Source organism: Flavobacterium sp. RSSA_27, from assembly GCF_051547125.1.
GTDB lineage: Bacteria > Bacteroidota > Bacteroidia > Flavobacteriales > Flavobacteriaceae > Flavobacterium.
Window position 1 is genome coordinate 22301 of sequence record NZ_JBPTTN010000005.1, and the last position, 24134, is coordinate 46434.

At 35.6% G+C, this 24134-nt stretch carries 14 protein-coding genes and 1 pseudogene; 6 read left to right on the top strand and 9 right to left on the bottom strand.

Annotation, left to right across the window (positions count from 1 at the left end; all coding sequences use genetic code 11):
* Window positions 1-115: 115 nt before the first annotated feature.
* From ACSVH5_RS07965 to lgt, 6 genes and pseudogenes are all read left to right on the top strand, one after another.
* Window positions 116-1312, top strand: coding sequence for a pyridoxal phosphate-dependent aminotransferase (locus ACSVH5_RS07965; protein WP_438060913.1), 1197 nt, complete (start codon window positions 116-118; stop codon window positions 1310-1312).
* A gap of 182 nt (window positions 1313-1494) precedes the next feature.
* A complete protein-coding gene (folE, locus tag ACSVH5_RS07970) occupies window positions 1495-2166 on the top strand; it encodes a GTP cyclohydrolase I FolE (RefSeq protein ID WP_438060914.1) in 672 nt (223 codons plus the stop codon).
* A gap of 50 nt (window positions 2167-2216) precedes the next feature.
* Window positions 2217-2603: pseudogene (locus ACSVH5_RS07975) on the top strand (four helix bundle protein).
* Between the two features lie 63 nt (window positions 2604-2666).
* Window positions 2667-4145: a cysteine--tRNA ligase gene (gene cysS, locus ACSVH5_RS07980; protein WP_438060915.1), complete on the top strand. Its 1479-nt coding sequence runs from the start codon at window positions 2667-2669 to the stop codon at window positions 4143-4145.
* Between the two features lie 196 nt (window positions 4146-4341).
* A complete protein-coding gene (yidD, locus tag ACSVH5_RS07985) occupies window positions 4342-4587 on the top strand; it encodes a membrane protein insertion efficiency factor YidD (protein ID WP_159690806.1) in 246 nt (81 codons plus the stop codon).
* 58 nt (window positions 4588-4645) lie between these two features.
* Window positions 4646-5569, top strand: a complete 924-nt coding sequence (gene lgt / locus ACSVH5_RS07990) for a prolipoprotein diacylglyceryl transferase (protein ID WP_438060916.1) — start codon at window positions 4646-4648, stop codon at window positions 5567-5569.
* Between the two features lie 429 nt (window positions 5570-5998).
* Here the strand turns inward: lgt and ACSVH5_RS07995 are convergent, their stop codons facing one another.
* From ACSVH5_RS07995 to ACSVH5_RS08035, 9 genes are all read right to left on the bottom strand, one after another.
* A complete protein-coding gene (locus ACSVH5_RS07995) occupies window positions 5999-8107 on the bottom strand; it encodes a prolyl oligopeptidase family serine peptidase (RefSeq protein WP_438060917.1) in 2109 nt (702 codons plus the stop codon).
* A gap of 382 nt (window positions 8108-8489) precedes the next feature.
* Entirely contained in the window at window positions 8490-11468 is a 2979-nt protein-coding gene (gene secDF / locus ACSVH5_RS08000; RefSeq protein ID WP_438060918.1) for a protein translocase subunit SecDF, read from the bottom strand.
* A 223-nt stretch (window positions 11469-11691) separates the two neighbouring features.
* A complete protein-coding gene (gene mdh / locus ACSVH5_RS08005) occupies window positions 11692-12627 on the bottom strand; it encodes a malate dehydrogenase (protein WP_438060919.1) in 936 nt (311 codons plus the stop codon).
* Between the two features lie 55 nt (window positions 12628-12682).
* Window positions 12683-14626 (bottom strand): DNA topoisomerase (ATP-hydrolyzing) subunit B, encoded by a 1944-nt coding sequence (gene gyrB, locus ACSVH5_RS08010; RefSeq protein ID WP_438060920.1) that lies wholly within the window; start codon window positions 14624-14626, stop codon window positions 12683-12685.
* Between the two features lie 191 nt (window positions 14627-14817).
* Window positions 14818-16494 carry an asparagine synthase B gene (gene asnB, locus ACSVH5_RS08015; RefSeq protein WP_438060921.1) on the bottom strand — a complete coding sequence of 559 codons (1677 nt, stop codon included), beginning with the start codon at window positions 16492-16494 and terminating at the stop codon, window positions 14818-14820.
* Window positions 16495-16694: 200 nt separating this feature from the next.
* Complete coding sequence (locus tag ACSVH5_RS08020; protein WP_438060922.1) at window positions 16695-18320, bottom strand: amidohydrolase; 1626 nt, start codon at window positions 18318-18320, stop codon at window positions 16695-16697.
* Window positions 18321-18627: 307 nt separating this feature from the next.
* Window positions 18628-19077 carry a hypothetical protein gene (locus ACSVH5_RS08025; protein WP_438060923.1) on the bottom strand — a complete coding sequence of 150 codons (450 nt, stop codon included), beginning with the start codon at window positions 19075-19077 and terminating at the stop codon, window positions 18628-18630.
* 57 nt (window positions 19078-19134) lie between these two features.
* Complete coding sequence (locus tag ACSVH5_RS08030; RefSeq protein WP_438060924.1) at window positions 19135-20907, bottom strand: TonB-dependent receptor; 1773 nt, start codon at window positions 20905-20907, stop codon at window positions 19135-19137.
* Between the two features lie 124 nt (window positions 20908-21031).
* Complete coding sequence (locus tag ACSVH5_RS08035) at window positions 21032-24046, bottom strand: tetratricopeptide repeat protein (RefSeq protein ID WP_438060925.1); 3015 nt, start codon at window positions 24044-24046, stop codon at window positions 21032-21034.
* Window positions 24047-24134: the final 88 nt, after the last annotated feature.

A 24134-nucleotide genomic window follows, 5' to 3' on the forward strand; every position in this document is an offset into this window, starting at 1 on the left:
TCGGTAATATTACAAAAAATACAACATATTTGTTAGAATCTGATAACAAATAGGACTTAAATTTACATTTAATTTGGAAAAAAAATCGCAAATTTGCATTTCAATTTTTTAAAAAATGCCAAATATATCCAACAGAGGCAGACAAATGCCAGAGTCACCTATTCGAAAATTGGCTCCCTATTCCGAATCAGCAAAGAAAAAAGGACTAAAAGTATACCATCTAAACATCGGACAGCCCGACATTAAAAGTCCTAAAATTGCCATAGATGCGATCAAAAATATTGATTTAGATTTATTAGAATACAGTCCATCAGCCGGTTATGAAAGTTACAGAAAAAAACTAGTATCCTTTTACAACAACCAAAATGTTGCTGTTGAATTTGAAGACATTATAGTTACCACTGGCGGATCGGAGGCCTTACTTTTTGCCTTGGGAAGTATTATGGACGCCAATGACGAAGTAATCATTCCTGAACCCTTTTATGCTAATTACAGTGCCTTTTCAGCAGCATCGGATGCTATTGTAGTACCTGTAAATTCAACTATTGAAACAGGTTTTGCCTTACCTCCTATTTCCGACTTTGAAAAATTAATCTCCAATAAAACTAAAGCTATACTCATCTGCAATCCAAATAATCCAACAGGATATTTGTATTCAAAAGAAGAAATAGAGCAATTAGGCACTTTAGTTAAAAAACACGATTTATTCTTAATTGCAGACGAAGTCTATCGTGAGTTTATTTATGACGGCGACCAGCATTACTCTGTTATGAATCTGAAAGGTTTAGAACAAAATGTCATCATGATCGATTCGGTTTCCAAAAGATACAGTATGTGTGGGGCTCGAATTGGTTGTATGGTGACGAAAAACAGAGCAGTTATTGCCGCTGCTATGAAATTTGCACAAGCGAGATTGAGTCCACCAACCGTTGAGCAAATTGCTTGCGAAGCAGCCATTGATGTACCTGCATCTTATTTCACTGAGGTCATCAATGAATATAGAAATCGTAGAAATACCGTTATTTCTGAATTACAGAAGATCGACGGAGTTGTAGTTACTGCTCCAAAAGGCGCATTTTATTGTATTGCTCAATTACCCATCTGCAATACCGAACATTTTGCACAATGGCTTTTGGAAAGCTATCAATTGAACGGTGAAACCGTTATGGTTGCTCCAGCCGCAGGATTTTATTCAACACCTGCTATGGGATTGAATCAAGTGCGAATTGCTTATGTTTTAAACCAACAGGAATTAATCAAAGCGGTTCAAATCTTAAAAGAAGGACTAAAAGAATACAGCCAACTATTTTAAAGAAAAATACCTTACGCACAAAAGGCAGTAATTCCAGTGAATTATTGCCTTTTACTGTTAAATTTAAGCTGAAACATTAAGAAAAATGCCCCAATTAATTCCCTCAAGCGATTGAATTTGTTACTATTTATTATTTATCTTTACCCCTTGAAAAATACACACCCAACAAATAGTAATTTTTAATGACAAATAACGAAGAATTTCACGACGAAATAGGAAATAATCATATTAGTACCAACGCTAATAATCCGATAAGAGAAGATGCTTTTGCTATTTCGGATGAAGAAAAAATTGAGCGCATCAAGAAAGATGTAGAGAATATGTTGCTTACTTTGGGTATGGATTTAACAGACGACAGCTTAAAAGGCACTCCAAATCGTGTGGCAAAAATGTTCGTAAAAGAAATTTTTGGCGGTTTAAATCCAAATAAAAAACCAAAAGCCTCAACGTTTGACAATAACTACAAATATGGTGAGATGTTGGTTGAAAAAAACATCACCTTGTATTCAACCTGTGAACATCATTTGTTACCCATTATAGGAAGAGCTCACGTGGCTTACATTTCGAATGGAACTGTAATTGGCTTGTCTAAAATGAATCGAATTGTTGAATATTATGCGAAAAGACCTCAAGTACAAGAGCGTTTGACGATGCAAATTGTTCAAGAACTTCAAAGAGCTTTAGGGACCGAAGATGTTGCTTGTGTAATAGATGCCAAACATCTTTGTGTGAATTCTAGAGGAATAAAGGATATCGAAAGCAGTACGGTAACCTCTGAATTTGGCGGAAAATTCAAAGAAACTCAAACCAGAAGAGAATTCTTGGATTACATTAAACTAGAAACAAAATTTTAAGAGTTTATGGTTTGTTGTTCTTAGTTTATAGTTTATAGTTTATAGTTCTGATGGGGAAAATTCAAAAATTTGAAGATTTAGAAATTTGGAGTTTGGCACGAGAAATATTCCAGCTTTTTGAATTTCTTATTCAAAACACTAACTTAAAAACTAATTATTCACTGAGAGACCAAATCGATAGAAGTTCAGGGTCAATAATGGACAATATTGCCGAAGGTTTGAGCGAAATGGCAATCGAGAGTTTATTCAATTTTTAAGTATTGCAAAAGGTTCTGCTGGGGAAGTAAAATCACAATCCTACAGAGCTTTGAAAAAATCTAATTACAAAAGAACAACATTTCAAATTGAATGAAATAGTTGAATTAGAAAAAAACAAAATCGGTGCAATGATGAATTATTTAAATAATTGTGAGATGAAAGGTCTCAAATTCAAATGATTTAATCTACACAAAACAACAAACTATAAACTAAGAACAATAAACAATAAACCATTAATAAATATGCCTTTATATAGTAATCAACCCCTCAAAATATACAATTCTCTATCTGGAGAAAAAGAACCATTTGTACCCGTTCACGAAGGAAATGTAGGAATGTATGTTTGTGGTCCAACAGTGTATAGCAATGTGCATTTAGGAAACGTGAGAACTTTTATGTCGTTTGATGTAATATTCAGGTATTTATTGCATTTGGAATACAAAGTTCGTTATGTGCGTAACATTACCGATGTAGGTCATATCGTGGATGATGTGGATGAAGGAGAAGATAAAATTGCAAAAAAAGCAAGATTAGAACAACTAGAACCGATGGAAGTAGTACAGCGTTATACCGTTGATTTCCATCGTATTTTGAGTGCTTTTAATTTTTTACCTCCAAGTATTGAACCTACGGCTACTGGACATATTATTGAGCAAATTGAAATTATCAAGAAAATAATAGACAATGGTTTTGCTTATGAAGCCAATGGTTCTATTTATTTTGATGTGGTAAAATTTAATGAAAACCATCATTATGGTATCTTGAGTGGTAGAAATATCGAAGATATGCTGGCCAATACTAGAGACCTAGACGGTCAATCCGACAAACGAAATCCTCAAGATTTTGCTTTATGGAAAAAAGCAGAGCCGCAACATATTATGCGTTGGCCTTCGCCGTGGAGTGATGGATTCCCAGGTTGGCATTTAGAATGCACTGCAATGAGCACCAAATACTTAGGTAATCATTTTGATATTCACGGTGGCGGAATGGATTTGAAATTCCCACATCACGAATGTGAAATCGCTCAAAATGAAGCTTGCACAGGACACACACCTGTGAATTTTTGGATGCATGCCAATATGCTTACTTTGAATGGTAAGAAAATGGCAAAATCGACTGGAAATAATATTTTACCCGGCGAGATTTTGACTGGAGACAACACTATTTTGAGTAAACCTTTCTCTGCTTCAGTTACTCGTTTCTTTATGTTACAGGCACATTATAGAAGTATTCTTGATTTTTCGGATGATGCTATAGTGGCGGCCGAAAAAGGATACAAACGATTAATGGAAGCCCTTTCGTTATTGAAAGACTTACCTACAAGCGCTCAATCGTCTGTTTCTATTGAAGATTGGAAACAATTGTGTTATGACGCGATGAATGACGATTTTAATACACCAATTTTGATTGCGCATTTATTTGAAGGCGTTCGTTATATTAATGTTATCAAAGATGGTAAAGAAACTATAACAGCTGAAGATTTGGCAACATTTACGACTGCTATAGAAGCTTTTGTGTTTGAGGTTTTGGGTCTTGAAAATGAAAAAATTGCCGATAGCAGCAACGATAAACTAGAAGGTACCATTCAGTTGTTGATTGAAATGAGAAAGCAAGCCAGAGAAAACAAAAACTTTGCGCTTTCTGACCAAATTAGAGACCAATTATTGGCTTTGGGTATTCAATTGAAGGACGGGAAAGAAGGAACTACCTTTAGTTTATAAAACAGAAATTAGAGGTTAGAAATTAGAAGTTTAAAGTTTCCAAAAAAACAATTTCTATCCTTTTAGCCCCGATGGGAGTGGCATCCTTTGCCTTTTTCTTTAAAAAGGCAAAGATATAACGGACAGCGGGAACTATGATTACTGAAAAAACACCTTTGTTTACTGCTCCTAATGATTAGTTGACTAACAAAAGATGATGTTAAATAAAATTTTTACCTACCCATTAATTCTTTTGGTACGCTTTTATCAAGGAGCCATCTCCCCTTTTACACCAGCCGCTTGCAGGTACGAGCCCACTTGCTCGAGCTATATGATAGAAGCATTGCAGAAACACGGCTTTTTGTTTGGCACTTATTTGGGTTTGAAACGCATTTTGAGTTGTCATCCTTGGGGAGGAAAAGGCTACGACCCTGTTCCTGAAAAAAAATGCACGCACAAATAGTAATTAAACGTTCTCAATTTGATTAGATTTAAAGTTTATATTTACAAAAAAAATACACATGACACACGCTTTGAACTTGGTTTGGAATCCATCTGAAGGATTAGATTTAGGTTTTTTTATGATTCGATATTACAGTCTAATGTTTGTAGTAGCTTTTGGATTGGGTTGGTACATCATGAAACATATTTTTGAACGCGAAGGAGAATCGATAGACAAATTGGATTCGCTTTTTATATGGACTGTCTTTGCGACACTGATTGGTGCTCGATTAGGACATGTTTTATTTTATGATTGGGAATATTACCGCAATCACTTGCTTGAAATCGTACTACCATTTCGTTTTGAACCCAAATTTGAGTTCACTGGTTTTCAAGGATTAGCCAGTCATGGTGCAGCTGTTTCAATAATTATTGCTATGTATTTCTACAGCAAAAACATACTGAAACGCCCACAATTATGGATTTTAGATCGCGTAGTTATTCCTGTGGCTAGTGGCGCTATTTTTGTGCGTTTGGGTAATTTTTTCAATTCGGAAATCATAGGAAAAGAAACTACTTCTTCTTTTGGAATTCGCTTTTTGAGAGATCAATTTAGTCCAAGAGATGTTGTAAATGCTACTGGAATTGCCAATCCAAATGAAGCGTATACAGCCATTGCAACCGATCCAAAGTTTGCTGATTTATTGGCTCAAGTTCCTGTTAAACATCCAACTCAGTTATATGAGGCATTTTGCTATATCTTCGTTTTTGCGATTTTGTTTTTCTTGTATTGGAAAACAGAGGCAAGAAAAAAATCAGGCTTTTTGTTTGGACTGTTTCTAGTACTTTTATTCACGGTTCGTATCATTGTTGAATCAGTAAAAGAAAGTCAAGGTGGTTTTGAAAGTGATTTAGGCAACATCCTTTCTACAGGACAATGGTTGAGTATACCTTTTATTCTTATCGGTTTGTTTTTTGCTTATAGAGCCAAAAAAGAAGCTTAAAACAATCTTGTTGTATATTAATCAAGCGTTACTTTATAGTAGCGCTTTTTTTTAATAGTGTAAAAACAATCGCATGATCGTTATTTGATTAAACCCAGAATCCGCATTAGAAATCTACTACAACTTAATTACTTCACCATTTTTATATTTTTTAGCGGAGTTCAGTGAATGAATTTCTTCTTCAAAACCAAAAACTTACTCCTCCCGAAAGCTTTCGGGATAAATTCAAAAATACAAAAGTAGAAGCTCATTGGTTTATATTTTATAGGTATTCGCTGAACGTTGTTTCCTTCTTCAAAAAAGTCCGTGAGCTCTTGCTTTTATTGAATAATTCAGTTTCGCTACGAAGTCTAATGCGGATTCTGGGTTAAACAAAAAAGCATTCCTATGAATCTAGGAATGCTTTCAAAAGTAAACTAAAAATTTGTATTATTTAGGAAGGGATTTAAATCCCATATTGAACAAAGTAAATGCCTGAATATCGGCAGCTTCTTCAATGGTTTTAGACACTGGTTTTCCAGCACCGTGTCCTGCATTGGTCTCAATTCGAATTAAAACAGGATTACTACCTGATTGCTTTTCTTGCAGTTCAGCCGCAAACTTAAAACTATGGGCTGGCACTACTCTATCATCATGATCTCCCGTAGTTACTAATGTAGCAGGATATTTTACACCTGATTTTACATTATGCACTGGTGAATACCCTTTTAAATAGCCAAACATTTCTTTAGAATCTTCGGCTGTGCCATAGTCGTACGCCCAACCTGCACCAGCAGTAAATGTATGATAACGCAACATATCCAAAACACCAACCGCAGGAAGCGCTACCTTCATCAAGTCGGGTCTTTGTGTCATCACAGCGCCAACCAATAAACCTCCATTAGAACCGCCTCGAATTGCTAAGAAATCAGAAGAAGTATATTTTTGAGCAATTAAATATTCACCTGCTGCAATGAAATCATCAAAAACATTTTGCTTTTGCATTTTAGTTCCAGCGTCGTGCCATTTTTTACCGTATTCTCCGCCTCCACGCATATTAGCAACGGCATAAATTCCACCCATTTCTAACCAAACCGCATTGGCAATGCTAAAACTTGGTGTTAAACTCACATTAAATCCACCATAACCGTACAAAATGGTTGGATTCTTTCCATTTAATTGCAATCCTTTCTTATGGGTAATAATCATTGGAACTTTGGTTCCGTCTTTTGACGTAAAAAACACTTGCTTAGACTCATACTCATCAGAAACAAAATCAACTTTAGGCTTAACATAAACCGAAGATTTACCACTTTCAGGGAAGAAAGTATAGGTAGTACCTGGAGTAACATAGTTGGTAAATGAGAAATACAACTCTTTATCTTTGGCTTTTCCTCCAAAACCTGAAGCTGTTCCAACACCCGGCAAGGCAATAGTTCGGATTAGTTTTCCTTTATAATCAAATTGTTTCACCACAGAAACAGCATCTTTCATATAATTAGCAAAAATATATCCAGCACCAGTCGATGGATTCAATACTTGCTCAGTTTCAGAAATTAAATCTTTCCAATTTTCAACACCTGGATTCGCTACATCAACAGTAACAATTCTTTTGTTAGGCGCTTTTAAATTAGTAACAATAAACAATGTACTGCCTTCATTATCCAAAACATCAACATCATACTCAAAACCTTTATGAATGGGAACAATAGGGCTGTTTGGAACAGATAAATCTTTTAAGTACAATTCATTTCCTGAAGTAGAATTGGCTGCAGAAATAAACAAAAAACGATTATCATCGGATACATAGCCACCAACATATCTGCGTTTTTCTTGATCACCAAATAGTATTGCATCTTCGGCTTGTTTGGTTCCAAGCTTGTGAAAAAACAAACGGTGTTGGTCTGTTTTAGCTGATAGTTCACTACCTTTTGGTTTTTCATAACTCGAATAAAAAATCCCTTCATTTCCTTTCCAAGACAAACCACTAAATTTCACATCAACTAATGGTTCACCGATACTTTTTTTAGTTTTAGCATCAATAAAAATTACCTTTCTCCAATCACTTCCCGCTTCAGATATCGAATAAGCCACTAAAGAACCGTCTTTAGAAAAACTTACACCATCCAATGAAGTTGTAGCGTCTTTAGAAAAAGTATTGGGATCTAAAAACAACTCTTCAGTTCCTTTAGCATCTTTTCTATACAATACTGATTGGTTTTGCAATCCATTATTTTTATAATAATACGTATAGTCTCCTTCTTTAAAAGGTGCTGAGACTTTTTCGTAGTTCCAAAGTTTTTCCATACGAACTTTAATCGCATCTCGAAATGGAATAGCTGCTAAATAATCGAAGGTCACCTTGTTTTGCTCTTTCACCCATTCGGCAGTCTCGGCGGAACGATCATCTTCCAACCATCTAAAAGGGTCTGGAATAGAATTACCAAAATACACATCTACTTTGTCAATCTTTTTAGTGGCAGGATACTTTATCGCGGATTGCCCAAACGAAAGCACAGAAGAAGAAATAATCATAGTACTTAAAATTACTTTTTTCATATATCTAAAATTTATTTTTTAGCGGTCATATATGGTATCGCCTTTTATTTATTAGTGTTTGTTTGCAACAAACCTGATTATAATGGCGATATCATATTTGTGAAATTAATTTAAAATGAAAGACAATTTGATAAAAATACTTCAAAACAAATCTAATAAATTACCCTCAAATTAAATATAAAACAAAAGTTATTTTTGGGCGTCCCCCTTCATAAAAATTCCGTGTCGGGCTGTACGTTTCCGCTTCCCGATGAAAAATCGAGAGAGCTCCACTGCCATCCCTCACAAATCAAACAAAAGCAAACACCTCTATAAGCCTAAATATGCAAACAAAAAAAGGGCGCATCCTACAATGCGCCCTTTATTACCAATAGAGTATCAATTATTTACTCTCGTTATGTCTTTCTTCAATTAATTTTTTATCTGCAATTGAAATAGTATCAACTAACACCGGTGTTGCGATAAATAGTGAAGAATACGTTCCTACTATAATACCAATCAACATAGCAAAGATAAATCCTCTGATAGACTCTCCACCGAATATGAACATGATTAACAATACCACAATCATCGTCAATGACGTATTGATAGTTCTTGACATGGTAGAGTTGATAGAGTTATTTACGATTTCACTAAAATTACCTTTAGTTTTACCATCTAAGAATTCACGAACCCTGTCGAATACAATTACGGTATCATTCATAGAGTATCCAATTACTGTTAGAATTGCCGCAATAAAATGTTGGTCAATTTCCATTCCGAAAGGCATGAATTTGTAACATAATGAATAGATTCCTAATACAAAGATCACATCATGCGCAACCGCAGCAAGAGCTCCTAAACTGTATTGCCATTTTCTAAAACTGATTACCAAATACAATCCTACAATTAGCATTGCACCTAAAACGGCCCAATAAGCATTCGTTTTAATATCTTCTGCAACAGTTGGTCCAACTTTTGAAGCCGACATTACTCCAATATTTTTACCATCATATGCATTAACAAACTTATCATAAGTAACCCCAGCAGAGAAATGTTTTTTCAAACTTTCATATAACATTTTATTAACTTCCTCATCAGCTTCACTGCCATGTTCTTGAACTTTGTATTTAGTAGTGATCTTTAACTGGTTGTCATTACCAAATACTTTAGCTTCTGCGCTACCAAAAACTTTAGTCAATTCTTCTTTAATTTCTTCTGCTTTGACAGCTTTCTCAAATCTTACTTGGAATGTTCGACCTCCAACAAAATCAACTCCTTGATCAAAACCATTGGTTGCAATAGAGATAATAGAAACCACAGTTACAACAGCAGAGAATACATAAGACCATTTTTTAATTCCTAAGAAATTAAAGTGGAAATTAGTAAAGAAATTTTTAGAGAAATTAGTCACAAATGACAAATCATTTTTACTTGCAATATTTCTATCGATAAAAATTCTAGCAATAAAAATAGAAGTAAATAAAGAGGTCACGATACCAATTAACAAGGTTGTAGCAAAACCTTTAATAGGTCCTGATCCAAAAATAAACAAAACCGCACCAGTCAATATGTGTGTTACGTTTGCATCTACAATAGAACGCATAGCACCTTTCCAGCTATAAGAAGCTATAACAGCCTCATTTAAAGTTTTTCCTGCTCGTAATTCTTCTTTCGCCCTTTCATAGATAATGATGTTTGCATCTACAGCAGTTCCCATTGTCAATACGATACCAGCAATACCAGGCAAAGTTAATACCGCACCTAAACTTGCTAAAATTCCAAACAAGAACAATAAGTTTACTGCCAAGGCCAAGTTAGCATACCAACCTGCTTTACCATAATACACCATCATCCAAAGCGATACTAACAATAATCCAACAAGTGCAGAAGTAGTTCCATTATCAATAGCTTCTTGACCTAAAGATGGCCCTACTACTTCAGATTGAACGATATCAGCAGCAGCAGGTAATTTACCAGCTCTCAAAACGTTAGCTAAATCCTTAGTTTCTGTAATATCAAAGTTTCCTGAAATTTCAGATCTACCGCCAGAAATAGGGCCGCTTGAAACACCTGGAGCTGAATACACCACGTTATCTAAAACGATAGCTATATATCCTTTTGAAGTATAAGCTCTTCCAGTTAATTCTTCCCATTCTTTGGCACCTTTGCTATTCATTTGCATAGAAACTGCAGGTTTACCCATTTGGTCAAAAGTATCCATTGCATCAGTAACTACGCCACCAGCCATAGAAGGTGCATCGTTACGATTTCCTTTTAAGGCATATAATTCAACCGCATCTATTTTTTTATCTTTTGCTTTTGCATCTTGAATAGTTGTAGGTTTTCCCCATACAAATTTAGCATAACGTTGTTCACCTGCTAATAGAATCTTTACATCTGGTCTTTTCAAATACCCATTGATAACAGCAGTATCTTTAGGAGAAAACATTCCTAAAACAGGTCCTCCTCCTTGAGCAATAATTTTATCGAATAAAGGATTTTTACCAGCTTTTGTTGCAGTAGAATCTTTCTCATCGGTCAACAAAGCACTCAAAGTATCTTTAGCTACTTTTTTAGTTGCTATTTTAGCAACTTCTGTTTTTTTCAAAACATCATTAGCTGCCATTAAGAAATTACCAATTTCTTCAATTTTATAAGTTTCCCAGAATTGTAATTCTGCTTTACCTTGTAACAATCTTTTGATTCTATCTACATCTTTAGCTCCAGGTAATTCTACAAGAATTCTTCCTGTTTCACCAATTTTTTGAATGTTAGGTTGTGTAACTCCAAATTTGTCAATACGCTCTCTTAATACACCAAAAGCACTTTCAACAGATTCGTTCACTTTTCTTTTGATTACTTTTTGAACTTGAGCATCGGTCATTTGAAAATCAACACCACCATCACCTTGCAAGCTTCTATTAGCGAAAATATCGGGAGAGGCTAACTTTGTAGTTCCATTAGCATTGGCTTCAAAGGCTTCAAAAAAAGCATCCAAATACGTTTGATTTCCTTTTTGGTTTTTTGTTGCATCCGCTAAAGACTTGTTGAACACAGGATTTTTGGAATTATTCGATAATCCTTTCAAGATATCTTTAACAGAAATTTGAAGAATTACATTAATCCCTCCTTCTAAGTCAAGACCTTTATTAATTTGTTTGTCTTTAACTTCGTTATATGTAAAATCTGTAAACCCAAGGTTAAACACTTTTTCTTTCCCTATGGAATCTAAATATTTTACTTCTTTTTCAGTGTTTCCTCCAGCGAAAGTTTTAGCCTCAGTTTGAATCTTATGAGATACAAATGAGAACGAAAGTTGGTAAATGCTTACCAATGCAAATAGAATTGCGAAAAATTTAATAAGTCCTTTATTCTGCATTATTACTAAAAATTAATTATTTTATAACTTTTTTGTTTTAAAATCTCTATAAAATAAGCTTTGAAATCCTTTTATTTAAAACAAAAAAATCAACTGAGCATTACATATATTTTTTTAAATCGGGCAAATATATCATTAACGAAATGATTAACCAATTTTTTTATTAATTAATAACAAAAAAAACTGCATTGCTGCAGTCTTTTTTTTTAAGCTTATTAAATCGTTATGATAAGACCGATTTTAAATCGCCATTCATACTTCTAACGGCATCTGCACTTTTAGCAAATGCTGCTTTTTCAGCTTCATTCAAGTTGATATCGATGATTTGCTCTACACCGTTTTTACCAATAATACATGGTACACCAATGCAAATATCGTTTTGACCGTATTCTCCTTCTAAAAACACGGAACACGCAATCATTTTCTTTTGATCATTTAAAATACTATCCACTAAGTAAGCTACTGAAGCTCCTGGCGCATACCAAGCAGAAGTCCCTAGTAAACCTGTCAAAGTTGCACCACCTACCATGGTATCTGCGGCAACTTTATCTAATACTTCTTGAGAAGCAAATTGTGATACCGGAATACCATTATAAGATGCCAAACGAGTTAATGGAATCATAGTTGTATCGCCATGCCCCCCAATAACCATTGCTGAGATATCATTTGAAGGAACATCTAATGCTTTTGACAAATAATATCTAAAACGAGAGCTATCCAAAGCCCCACCCATTCCGATTATTCTGTTCTTTGGTAAACCTGTAGCTTTTAATGCTAAATAGGTCATCGTATCCATAGGATTTGAAACCACAACCACAATACAATTTGGTGAATGTGCTAATACATTTTCTGAAACTGTTTTTACAATCCCAGCATTGATTCCAATCAATTCTTCTCTGGTCATCCCAGGCTTTCTTGGTATTCCTGAAGTAATAACTACAACATCGCTATTAGCTGTTTTGGAGTAATCATTTGTACTACCAGAAACTTTGGTATTAAAACCAGTATTAGTGGCACATTGAGAAATATCCATTGCCTTTCCTTCGGCAAAACCTTCTTTAATATCCAATACTACTACTTCACTTGCAATTCCTCTATAAGCAATTACATCTGCGCAGGTTGCTCCCACATTTCCTGCTCCTACAATGGTAACTTTCATTTTTTTTTAAAATTATATTTATATTTAAAATTATCTATTTAATCATTCCTTTACTTTACGCATCTATATTAGCATACACTGCATTTTTTTCAATAAATTCTCTTCTTGGTGGTACTTCATCACCCATCAACATAGAAAAAACGCGATCTGCTTCAACCAAACTATCAATATTTACTTGACGTAAAGTTCTGAAATTTGGATCCATAGTTGTTTCCCATAATTGTTCAGCGTTCATTTCTCCAAGACCCTTATAACGTTGGATAGAAGCGCTACCACCCATTCGTTCATTGGCTTGATCTCTTTGAACATCAGTCCAAGCGTACTCTTTTTTATTTCCTTTCTTAACCAAATACAATGGTGGCGCTGCAATATAAACATGTCCTTCTTCAATCAACTCTTTCATAAATCGGAAGAAGAAGGTTAATATTAAGGTAGCAATGTGACTACCATCGACATCGGCATCACACATGATGATTACTTTATGATAACGTAGTTTAGAAATATTAAGCGCTTTACTGTCTTCTTCTGTTCCTACAGTAACACCAAGGGCTGTAAAAATATTTCGAATCTCTTCGTTTTCAAAAACTTTGTGATGCATGGCTTTCTCGACATTCAAAATTTTACCTCTCAAAGGCAAAATAGCTTGAAATGCACGATCACGACCTTGTTTTGCAGTTCCACCTGCCGAATCACCCTCGACAAGGTACACTTCACATCTAGCAGGATCTTGCTCTGAACAATCGGATAGTTTACCTGGTAAACCTCCACCGCCCATAACGGTTTTACGTTGTACCATTTCACGAGCTTTCTTAGCTGCGTGTCGCGCTTGAGCCGCTAAAATTACTTTTTGGATAATTATTCTAGCATCATTTGGATTCTCTTCCAAATAATTCTCTAGCATTTCTCCTACCGCTTGACTTACAGGAGAAACCACTTCTCTATTTCCTAATTTGGTTTTAGTTTGTCCTTCAAATTGAGGTTCCGCTACTTTTACAGAAATAATAGCTGTCAATCCTTCACGGAAATCATCACCAGTAATTTCGAACTTTAATTTATCCAACATTCCAGAAGCGTCAGCATACTTTTTAAGGGTTCTTGTCAAACCACTTCTAAAACCTTGCAAATGCGTTCCACCTTCGTGCGTATTGATATTGTTTACATACGAAAATATATTTTCAGAATAACTGGTGTTATAAATTAAGGCTACTTCAACAGGAATTTCTCCTTTTTCGTGATCCATCGAAATTACGTGTCCGATAATTGGCTCACGGTTTCCATCTAAATAACGAATATATTCTTTTAAACCTTCGGTAGAATGAAATACTTCTCCTAAGAAATTACCCTCTTTATCGACTTCTCTTTTATCAGTAAAAGTAATCGTAATCCCTTTATTCAAAAAAGACAATTCACGCATACGCGCAGATAGTGTATCATACGAATACTCTATGGTTTGGGTAAATATGGTAGGATCTGGATAAAACGTTACTATTGTACCTCTTTTGGTTGTATCTCCAATTTGTTTTACGGGATATAAAGCCTTTCCTCTTTCGTACTCTTGTTCATACACTTTACCATCACTACTATGAACAGTCGCTCTTAAATGAGAAGATAAAGCATTCACACAAGAAACCCCAACACCGTGAAGACCTCCAGATACTTTATAAGAATCTTTATCAAATTTTCCTCCAGCTCCAATTTTGGTCATTACTACCTCAAGAGCAGAAACGCCTTCTTTTTTATGAATTCCAACCGGAATTCCACGACCGTTGTCTTCAACTGTAATAGAACCATCCTCATTAATAGTTACACCAATGGTATCACAATGACCTCCCATTGCCTCATCGATAGAGTTATCTACCACCTCATACACTAAATGATGCAAACCACGGACACCTACATCTCCAATATACATTGATGGACGCATTCTTACGTGCTCCATTCCTTCTAATGCCTGAATACTGTCTGCTGAATAATTGTTCTTATTGATTTCTTCGCTCATATATATTTATTCTAAAAATGTATTTTTTGTATAACACGCAAATATACAAAAGCAGAAAGGAATTTAGTTCTAAAATGCCTTTTTAAGCGTCCAAGTTATCAACATTTATAGTTTATATCCCAACAAAAAAAACACGCCCTAAAAAGAGCGTGTTTTCAATAGTACAACTAATAATCTAATTCAAATAATAACTATGCTTTTACATAGGCATCATCGTGAACATTGGCCACGGCTCTACCTGATGGATCGTTTAAGTTTTTAAATGCTTCATCCCACTCCAAAGCGATTTTGGTACTACAAGCCACACTAGCTTCTTGTGGTACACACAAAGCCGCTGCATCACTTGGGAAATGTTCTGCGAAAATCGAACGATAATAATACTCCTCTTTTGATGTAGGAGTTTGCAATGGGAATTTGTATTTAGCATTCGCCAATTGTTCATCGGTTACTTCTTCAGCAACAACAGCTTTCAAGGTATCAATCCAACTATACCCCACTCCGTCACTGAATTGCTCTTTTTGTCTCCAAGCAACACTTTCAGGCAACATATCCTCAAAAGCTTTACGAACTACCCATTTTTCCATTGGATGCTCTTTGTTGATCATTTTATCTTGTGGATTGATACGCATCGCAACATCCATAAATTCTTTGTCCAAAAATGGTACACGTCCTTCAATTCCCCAAGCTGCTAAGCTTTTGTTCGCTCTCAAACAATCATACATATGTAGTTTACCTAATTTACGAACGTTCTCTTCGTGAAATTCTCTAGCATTCGGCGCTTTATGGAAATACAAATAGCCTCCAAATAACTCATCGGCACCTTCACCAGACAATACCATTTTAATTCCCATTGATTTAATGACTCTCGCCATTAACCACATAGGAGTTGATGCTCTTACAGTAGTAACATCATAGGTTTCTAGGTTGTAAATCACATCACGAACGGCATCCAATCCTTCTTGTATGGTAAATTTAATTTCGTGGTGAATTGTTCCAATATGATCCGCTACTTTTTGAGCAGCGGCTAAATCTGGCGAACCTTCTAATCCTACAGAAAACGAGTGCAATTGTGGGTACCAAGCATCTACTTGATCGTCTGATTCAATACGTTTTTGAGCGTATTTTTTAGCTACCGCCGATGTAATTGACGAATCTAATCCTCCTGAAAGTAAAACTCCATAAGGTACATCACTCATTAATTGTCTGTGAACCGCAGCTTCTAAAGCTTCTTTGATTGCAGGAATACTAGTTTCATTATCTTTTACCGCTTCATAGTCTGTCCAATCTCTTTTGTACCATTGTACAAACTCCCCATCTTTACTTGACAAATAATGCCCTGGAGGAAACAACTCTATTTTTGTACAATAGCCTTCTAATGCTTTCAATTCAGAAGCTACATAAAAAGTACCGTGTTGATCCCAACCTATATATAAAGGAATAATTCCCATGTGATCGCGAGCTACGAAATATTCGTCTTTAGCCACATCATAAATAGCAAATCCGAAGATTCCATTCATTTCATCAATAAAATGAACTCCTTTTTCTTTGTATAAAGCCAAGATTACTTCGCAGTCACTTTCGGTTTTAAACTGATATTTACCTTCAAATTGTTTGCGTAAATCGCGGTGGTTATAAATTTCGCCATTGGCAGCCAAAATCAAATTCCCATCTTCACTCAACAATGGTTGTTTCCCTGAAGCTGGATCTACAATGGCCAAACGTTCGTGAGACAAAATCGCTTTTTCATTACTATAGATTCCACTCCAATCTGGTCCACGGTGGCGGATAATTTTAGACATTTCTAAAACTTGAGGTCTTAGGGTTTCTGATTTCTGTTTTAAGTCAAAGGCACATACAATTCCGCACATAATTATTTATTTCTTTATTCTGATTATTTAATTTGATGAAGCAAAGATGCTATAACAGATATAAATAGAAAACACAAAATCGATTTTTAGTTATAAATTGTAACTAAAAATCGATTTTTAAGTAAAATATGAAATACAAAACCGATTCAACAAGAAGAATCGCTTAAAATCTGTAAATCGAAAGCTATTTGCAATTGCAATTACTTTTGTTTCGCTCCTTTAACAAAAGTATTGGATGGCTTCATCTTAACCACCTGACTAGCTTCTACTTGCATTAAATCGGCATCAAAAACCACAAAATCGGCCCATTTGCCCACTTCCAAACTACCTTTTTCGTTTTCTTCGAAATTAGAGTAAGCTGCCCAAAGTGTCATCCCTTTTAAGGTTTCTTCGCGAGACAGAGCATTTTCGATTTGGAAACCATTTTTAGGAAATCCTTTTACATCTTGACGTGCTACTGCAGCGTGAAACGTAAGCATAGGATTGACTTCCTCCACAGGAAAATCAGTTCCTAGGGCTATTGTACCTGCTTTTTGAAGTAACTTTTTATACGCGTATGCATTTTTTAAACGGTCTTTCCCTAAACGATCTCCCGCCCAATACATATCGGAAGTGGCGTGTGTGGGTTGAACGGAAGGAATGATTCCGAGTTTGAAATAATCAAAATCGGATTCCTGAATTACTTGTGCGTGTTCAATTTTCCAGCGACGGTCTTTTTTACCCGTCAATACTTCTTTGTAGATTTTAAGCAAAACGGTGTTGGCCGAATCTCCGATCGCGTGCGTATTGAGTTGAAATGGTGAATTAGCAATTTGTTGGGCTACTGCTTTCAATTGAGGCACTGGTGACAACAACGCTCCAAATTGTTTCGGACTATCCGAATACGGTTTGTGCATACAAGCGCCCCTAGAACCCAAAGCTCCATCGCCATACATTTTGAATGAGCGCACATTTAATTGGTTGGTTTTGTAGATTCCTTTTTTGAAATACAAATCCATATTTTTTTGATTGGCTGTAATCATCGCATAAACGTTGATTTTCATTTTACCCGCTTGTTGCAAACTGTCTATCAAATGAATAATATCAGGATCTAATCCTGCGTCGTTTACTGTTGTCAAGCCATAATCAAACATTACTTTTTCGGCATCCAAAAGCGCGGCGATTTGTGTTTTTCGACTAGGTTTTGGAATGATTTTAAAAACCAATTCCATAGGATTGTCAATCAGAATTCCGGTTGGCTCACCATTTTGAAGTTCAATTTGTCCGCCATCGGCATTGGTTTTGGCTGTAATTCCAGCCATTTGCAGTACTTTGGAATTGACCACAATAGCGTGTCCATCAATACGGTTGAGTACCACAGGAATGTTTGGAAAAGCGGCATCGAGTGCTGTTTTGGATGGAAATTTCTTCACCGCCCAATCGTTTTGGTCCCAGCCATTACCGACAATAAATGCTGGATTTTTTGCTTTTTGAAACGCTTTAAGACGAGTGATTATCTCTTCGAAGCTTTTGGTACCTCGTAAATCTACTTCTTGTAAGGTTAGTCCATACCCATAAAAATGACAATGCGCATCTATTAATCCAGGATAAATAAATTTTCCTTTGTAATCTAAAATGGCTTTGGAAGTATATTTCTTTAGAAGCGAGTCCGTATTTCCGATGGCTAGAATTTTTCCATCCTTAATGGCCATAGCAGAAGCTTTATCAAAGGCAGCGTTTACGGTGTAAATTGTGGCATTGGTCACAAGCGTATCCACTTCGGTCTGTGTGCTAGTTGAACAAGAAAACAGGAATAGTGATAGAAAAAACAGAGCAATTGATTTCATATATGTAAATTTTGTTTTTTAGAGGTCATATATTGTATCGCCTTTTACTTATCGTTGTTTGTTTTCAACAAACTTGTTGTTAGTGGCGATTTCATATTTTTGAAATTGGGTTTGGTCTTGCTAAGATAAGGAAAAGTAAAGTTTAAAACACTTTACCCTTCTTCCCAAAAAATCCAAAATAATCCCTGCTAGCCCCGGGAGGAGCGGCATCCTTTGCTGCCGGGGTTCGGCAGCAAAGATATAGCGGATCACGGGACGATGTAACTAAAAAAGCCTATTGCTTCCCGCTCCTACTCTAACTTATAAATTACAAAATTTCTTGAATGGTGTACTTGGTGGTGTTGATTTCGAATTCGAAACCTACTTTGTTACCCATTAATTTACTACCCAATGGCGATTGGGGCGAAAGCGCGATGATGTTGGTGCCTTCGATGGTGATTTTGGGCAAGGCCAAACTGAGGTACAGGTAAATGCCGTTGGCCACAACTAAACTCCCCACGACTATGGTTTCGGGAACGATGGTAGGATCGATTTTGTCTAAAACGGCTTTTTGAGCCAAGACTTCTTGGAGTTTGTGATTGAATTTTTCTTGCTCGAGATGCATCATCGAAAGTGCGGTTTCGTGCTTGTCGCCCGCAGATCCTTTGGCATCATTTTTTGAATCTTCGGTCAATGCCGAGATCATATCTCGAAACGCATCGATGCGGTCTTGCACTAATTGCAGGTAGTAAGTGTGTATTTTTTGTTTGAAGGTCATAGAAAAAACTATAACTCTGACTTGGTTTTGAACCTTGTCAGAGTTTTTATAAAAAAATTAAAAATCAAATTTATAACTCGCTCCAGCTACAATTTGAAATCCTTGAACGGGAAGATTGAGCCATTTTTGATAGGCTTGATTAGCAATATTATTGGCTTTTAAAAAAGCGGTAATGCGTTCACTGTATTTATAACCTACATTCAAGTTTACATCAAAATAAGAAGGCAAAGTAATACTAGTAGAATTGGTAACCAAATCGGTATTGAATTGATTCTCTTTTCGCTCGCCTACAAAAAAGACTTTGGCGCCCGCAAACCATTTATCTGTAATGACAACATCTAATGTCGAATTGATTTTCATAGAGGGTAAATTCCACGCTTCGGCTTGAATATCGGTGGTATAAGTATTTAAAGTAGCATTGATTCCGAAGGCCACGTTTCTAGAGAAATCGGCTTTTAATTCTGCAAAAAGGCTCATCGTTTTTACATCATCATAGACTATCCCTAATGAATTACCGAAAGCGTATGGCTCATTGGCACTGTTTTCTGTATAGTTATTTGCCTTGAACAAGGCTTTGTTCCCTTCATTCAAATAAGACGCACTAATAGTGTAACTCACTGAATTTGCCAATTTCCCCTTTAATCCAGCAAAAAGAGTGTACTTGGTATCCGTTGGTTGTACCAACAAAGTTGGAGAAAGAAATGGATTTTCATTCACAAAATCCATATATGTATTCTGTTTTAAACTACCATCGGCACCTAAATAAAAAATCATCAAATCGTCCACCACTTTGTAGGATGCTTTGAAATTTGGATAGAAATACAATTTGCTTTTACTCGCTTGGGCATCTAAACTATAAAACAAACTCGCTCCTATTTGCAAGGTCCAATCGTCCTCGGCAATGGCAAATCGAGGGGCTAATCCAAAATTTAAGAAGCGATACGCAATAGCCTCTGTATTAGTTTTAGTATAATTATTTTCAAAGGAACCTCCCAAATAATCCAAAACAACAGAGGTGGTGACTGCTTCATTCCAAAGATCCATTCCAAAAATAGATTGCGCTAACAAACGATTTTCAGAAGATCCAAAAGCATCTGAAAAATGATGAAATTTTATTTTGGATTCATCTAACATACTTTCATCCATAGTGAGATTCCCTGAAAACGTAATGGCATTGTATTTTTGTTCAGAATCAATTCCTTTGATTAAATCGTTACGCTCACTTTGGGTCAAAGAACTTCCAAAATCAGCTGGTAATCCATACCAATTATAGGTTTGACTTTGAAAACCACCGGCAATATCCCAAGAATAATCACTTTCTTTTACTCCATAAAACAAATCTAATTTGGTGTCATAAAAATGGTCATCGAGTAGCACATCATTTATACCACCTTGAGAGGAATGATGCTGAAAGCTTGCCCCTATAAAATCTCTAGCTTGTAATTTTTTATACACAAATAACGAACTTTGAAGCGTTCCATAATTCCCAATACCCAATGACGCATAATTTTCGAACAATCGTTGCGCTTTTGCTTTTTCTACACTTGCAGCAATTCCCTTTGCAGGAGTAAATGTAGACGCTACAGGAAAAGGCAAAACTGTATATTTTACTGTTTCTTTTTGGGCATTTCCTTTATCGTCAAGCAACGGGGTCTCTTTAATCTTGAAGGCATCCGATACGGTAGGCGAAAAAGATTTCACAACATTTACCTCTTCTGCCCCAATGGTTCCTTTCTTTTCTTGAGCAGTTCCCAAAGAGAAAACAAAAAACAGCGTAATGATACTGGTGATATTGATTGGAAAATACTTTATTTTATCGTGTAAACTCATATTATTTTACTCTTTTGAACTAATTTTTAGTAGGATTTTCTAGGAATCTTTACAACTCCCTAATTGCATTTGAACTATTTTTTTAACTAATAAAAGTGATAAAAACAAATGCTTTTTGATTGCTTTATTTTGAAATAGAAGCGTTCGTTTTAGCTTCCTCTTTTTTTATGGTATCCAATGCTGTTTGCGCTGCAGCAACCACATCTTTATAATCGGTGAAATTTTTGATGACACTTTCTAATATATAAGTCGCTTGAAAACTATCTTTTAATCCATAAAAATTATTAGCCATAACGACCAAACCTTTGGCACCTAAATAACGATAGCTGGAATAATTTTTGGCTAATTTTTGAACTGCTTCATTTGATGCTTCAAATTTCCCTTCTTTATTTTTAAAATAGGCATCATAATATATCGCTTCGGCGGCTAATTCCCCTTTCGCAATGGGCAATAATCTCGCATAAGCTTCTTTTGCTTTTGTTTCGTTTCCAGCTTGAATAGCGCTTCGTGCAATAATTATTTGCGCATCGCTTTTTACCATTTCGTCAATCTTGGCTTCGGCTAAAACTTTTTCTGCATAAACAACTGCTTTTGGGTATTCTTTTGTGTCATAATACAACTTCATCAAATTAGAGAGTGCAAAAAACTTATTTTGTGCAATATCCGATTCGGTTTCTAAACGCAACAATACCGGAATGGCATAATCGGCTCTTTTGTCTTTTAGATGAATTTGAGCCAAACGCACCAAAGATGGCTCTGTATATTCAGAACGTGCTTGTTGCACTACAAAATCAAAATGTGGAATCGATTTACCTGCGGCACCTTCATCATAATACGCTTGCGCCAACTGATAATTGGCTTTCAAAGCATGAACGCCATTAGGAAAGGAGGTCACATAGGCATTAAGCCCAGCTATCGCTTGCTTAGTATTGCCTTGTTGCAACTGTTTTTCGGCGGCTTCATAACTGTCATTATCTAATTCTACATCGGTTACAGATACAAATGACAACGTACGTACCCAAGTAGCATATTCATTTACTTTCCCGCTATCTACATAAATCAAACGCGCCGAAGCAACTGCTTCTAAAGCTTCTGGTGTTTTAGGAAAATCGGTTGCTATTTTTTTAAATTTGGTTAAAGCCAAATCATCTTTATCATCATTGTAATACACTAACCCTTGTCGTAGTAAAGCTTTTGAAGTAAAGGTTCCTTCTGGAAATTCGGTTATTAACTGGTTGTAAGTAGTTATAGCCAATTCGTCTTTTTTGTCAGCCACGTATGTATTTCCTAATTCGAACAGCACATCATCTCTATAAACAGATTGTTTGTAACGCTCCAAGAAAGCTTTCAACTCCACTATTTTTTTATCATTTTTGGCTAAAAAACCATAACAAAGTGCTTTTTGAAAATAGGCATAATCAGCATCTACACTTTTTAGATCAATAGCTTTTACATAATTATCAATGGCTGGCCAATATTTTGACCCTACAAATCTGCAATCTGCTAAACGCAAGTAAGCGTCTGCCAAACGAGTTTTATCCTCTGTATTAGTATCGATTTGCTTTTGAAAATAACTCGCTGCCGATTCGTACTCTTTTAATTTAAAACAAGAATAGCCTAAATTATAATTGCTGTTTTTAAATTCAACCGTAGTCGGAGCACTAGGCAAAACAGCAAATTGTTTGAATCCTGCCAAAGCCGATTTATAATCTTCTAAAATAAAATCAGATTCGGCTTTCCAGAAAGTAGCTCTTGCGTTGATATTCGCGTCTTTAGACTCATTTATTGCACGATTAAATAATTTGTTAGCAGTTGCATAATCGGCAGCAGTAAAAGACTCTAGTCCGCTATAAAACAATACTTTTTGATAAGCCAGTTTATTCTCAGCCGTTTTATTTCTTTCTAGCAAAACCAATGCTTCTTTATAATTCTTAGAGGAGATATAAGAATCTATCAACAAACGCTCCACCTCAGCCACATTTGGATTACGAGGATATTTATCTAAAAAAGCCAACAAAATAGAAGGTACACTTTCGTACGAATTTCCAATTTCATAACTCAACTTGGCATAATTAAGTGTGGCATCTTCCTGCAATTCGCTATTAAAATCCATTTCAGAGGCATTCTTAAACGCGTTCAATGCCTGTGTTTTTTGGCCTAAATCCAAATACGATTCTCCCAAATGATAATAGGCATTTTGAGCCACAAAATCTTTTCCATCAATGATTTTATTAAACTGAGCAATGGCATTTTCATATTGCTTTTGTTGGAAATACGCATAACCCAATTGATAAAAATCGGTATTGTTCCACTTGCCTTTTTTTCCTTTGTATTCGGACAAATACGGAATCGCTTTCTCGTAATTTTTTAAGTTGAAATAACTCTCACCAATAATTTTATTCAATTCAGACAACTCCATTTCATTCGATTGTGCCATCGCTTTCACCCCTAAATCAATCGCTTTTTGGAAATTGCCCAACTTAAAATTCATATCTGCCTGAAAATACGACAACTTCTCTTTGTATTTTTCTTCGCCAGAAACCTCATCAAAATACTTAGTTGCCGCTTTGTAATCATCCCCTTCATATGCCATAAACCCTAGATAATACTTAGCCTGAGCACCGTATTCAGGCGAGTTCAAAACCATATTCAAGTATTTTGTAGCTTCTTTTTTCTTTCTCGTGGTGTAATAGCAATACCCTTTTTGAAAATTAAATCGCTCCAATTCTTGTTTTGTCAATTCGTCAGACTCCACTTTATCAAACCAATACAAGGCTTTCGGGTAATTATTTTGTTCAAAATAGTAATGTGCTGCTTCAACATAAGCTTGATTGCGCTTAGAGCTAGTAGGATATTTTTTTACGAACAATGCCACCAAATCCTCAGCATTATTGGCATTAGTTCGGATAGCACAATTAGCAATGTAGTACGCACAATCCCCTTTGACATCCTCATTAGAAGCATTCTGCTGCACTTTTTCAAAAAGAACTTGAGCGCTAGCATATTGCTTATTCGTATACAAATCCATTGCCGTATCAAAACGCTGCAAATCGTGAGTATAAACAGTAGATTTTTGTGCAAAAACACCAGAAAAACAAAGTAAAAAAGGTAGAGTTAGGAGCCAATAAAAGGTACGCATTGTGCTATTTTTTTGATGATTCAAATATATCATATTTATCGTATTACAAACGAGAAGAAACAACATTTTATTATCTCACTCCAATCGA

Bases quoted from the DNA above. Each gene is read 5' to 3' on its own strand.
- ACSVH5_RS07965 (WP_438060913.1), top strand. From the start codon at position 116: ATGCCAAATATATCCAACAGAGGCAGACAAATGCCAGAGTCACCTATT.
- folE (WP_438060914.1), top strand. From the start codon at position 1,495: ATGACAAATAACGAAGAATTTCACGACGAAATAGGAAATAATCATATT.
- cysS (WP_438060915.1), top strand. From the start codon at position 2,667: ATGCCTTTATATAGTAATCAACCCCTCAAAATATACAATTCTCTATCT.
- yidD (WP_159690806.1), top strand. From the start codon at position 4,342: ATGTTAAATAAAATTTTTACCTACCCATTAATTCTTTTGGTACGCTTT.
- lgt (WP_438060916.1), top strand. From the start codon at position 4,646: ATGACACACGCTTTGAACTTGGTTTGGAATCCATCTGAAGGATTAGAT.
- ACSVH5_RS07995 (WP_438060917.1), bottom strand. From the start codon at position 8,107: ATGAAAAAAGTAATTTTAAGTACTATGATTATTTCTTCTTCTGTGCTT.
- secDF (WP_438060918.1), bottom strand. From the start codon at position 11,468: ATGCAGAATAAAGGACTTATTAAATTTTTCGCAATTCTATTTGCATTG.
- mdh (WP_438060919.1), bottom strand. From the start codon at position 12,627: ATGAAAGTTACCATTGTAGGAGCAGGAAATGTGGGAGCAACCTGCGCA.
- gyrB (WP_438060920.1), bottom strand. From the start codon at position 14,626: ATGAGCGAAGAAATCAATAAGAACAATTATTCAGCAGACAGTATTCAG.
- asnB (WP_438060921.1), bottom strand. From the start codon at position 16,494: ATGTGCGGAATTGTATGTGCCTTTGACTTAAAACAGAAATCAGAAACC.
- ACSVH5_RS08020 (WP_438060922.1), bottom strand. From the start codon at position 18,320: ATGAAATCAATTGCTCTGTTTTTTCTATCACTATTCCTGTTTTCTTGT.
- ACSVH5_RS08025 (WP_438060923.1), bottom strand. From the start codon at position 19,077: ATGACCTTCAAACAAAAAATACACACTTACTACCTGCAATTAGTGCAA.
- ACSVH5_RS08030 (WP_438060924.1), bottom strand. From the start codon at position 20,907: ATGAGTTTACACGATAAAATAAAGTATTTTCCAATCAATATCACCAGT.
- ACSVH5_RS08035 (WP_438060925.1), bottom strand. From the start codon at position 24,046: ATGCGTACCTTTTATTGGCTCCTAACTCTACCTTTTTTACTTTGTTTT.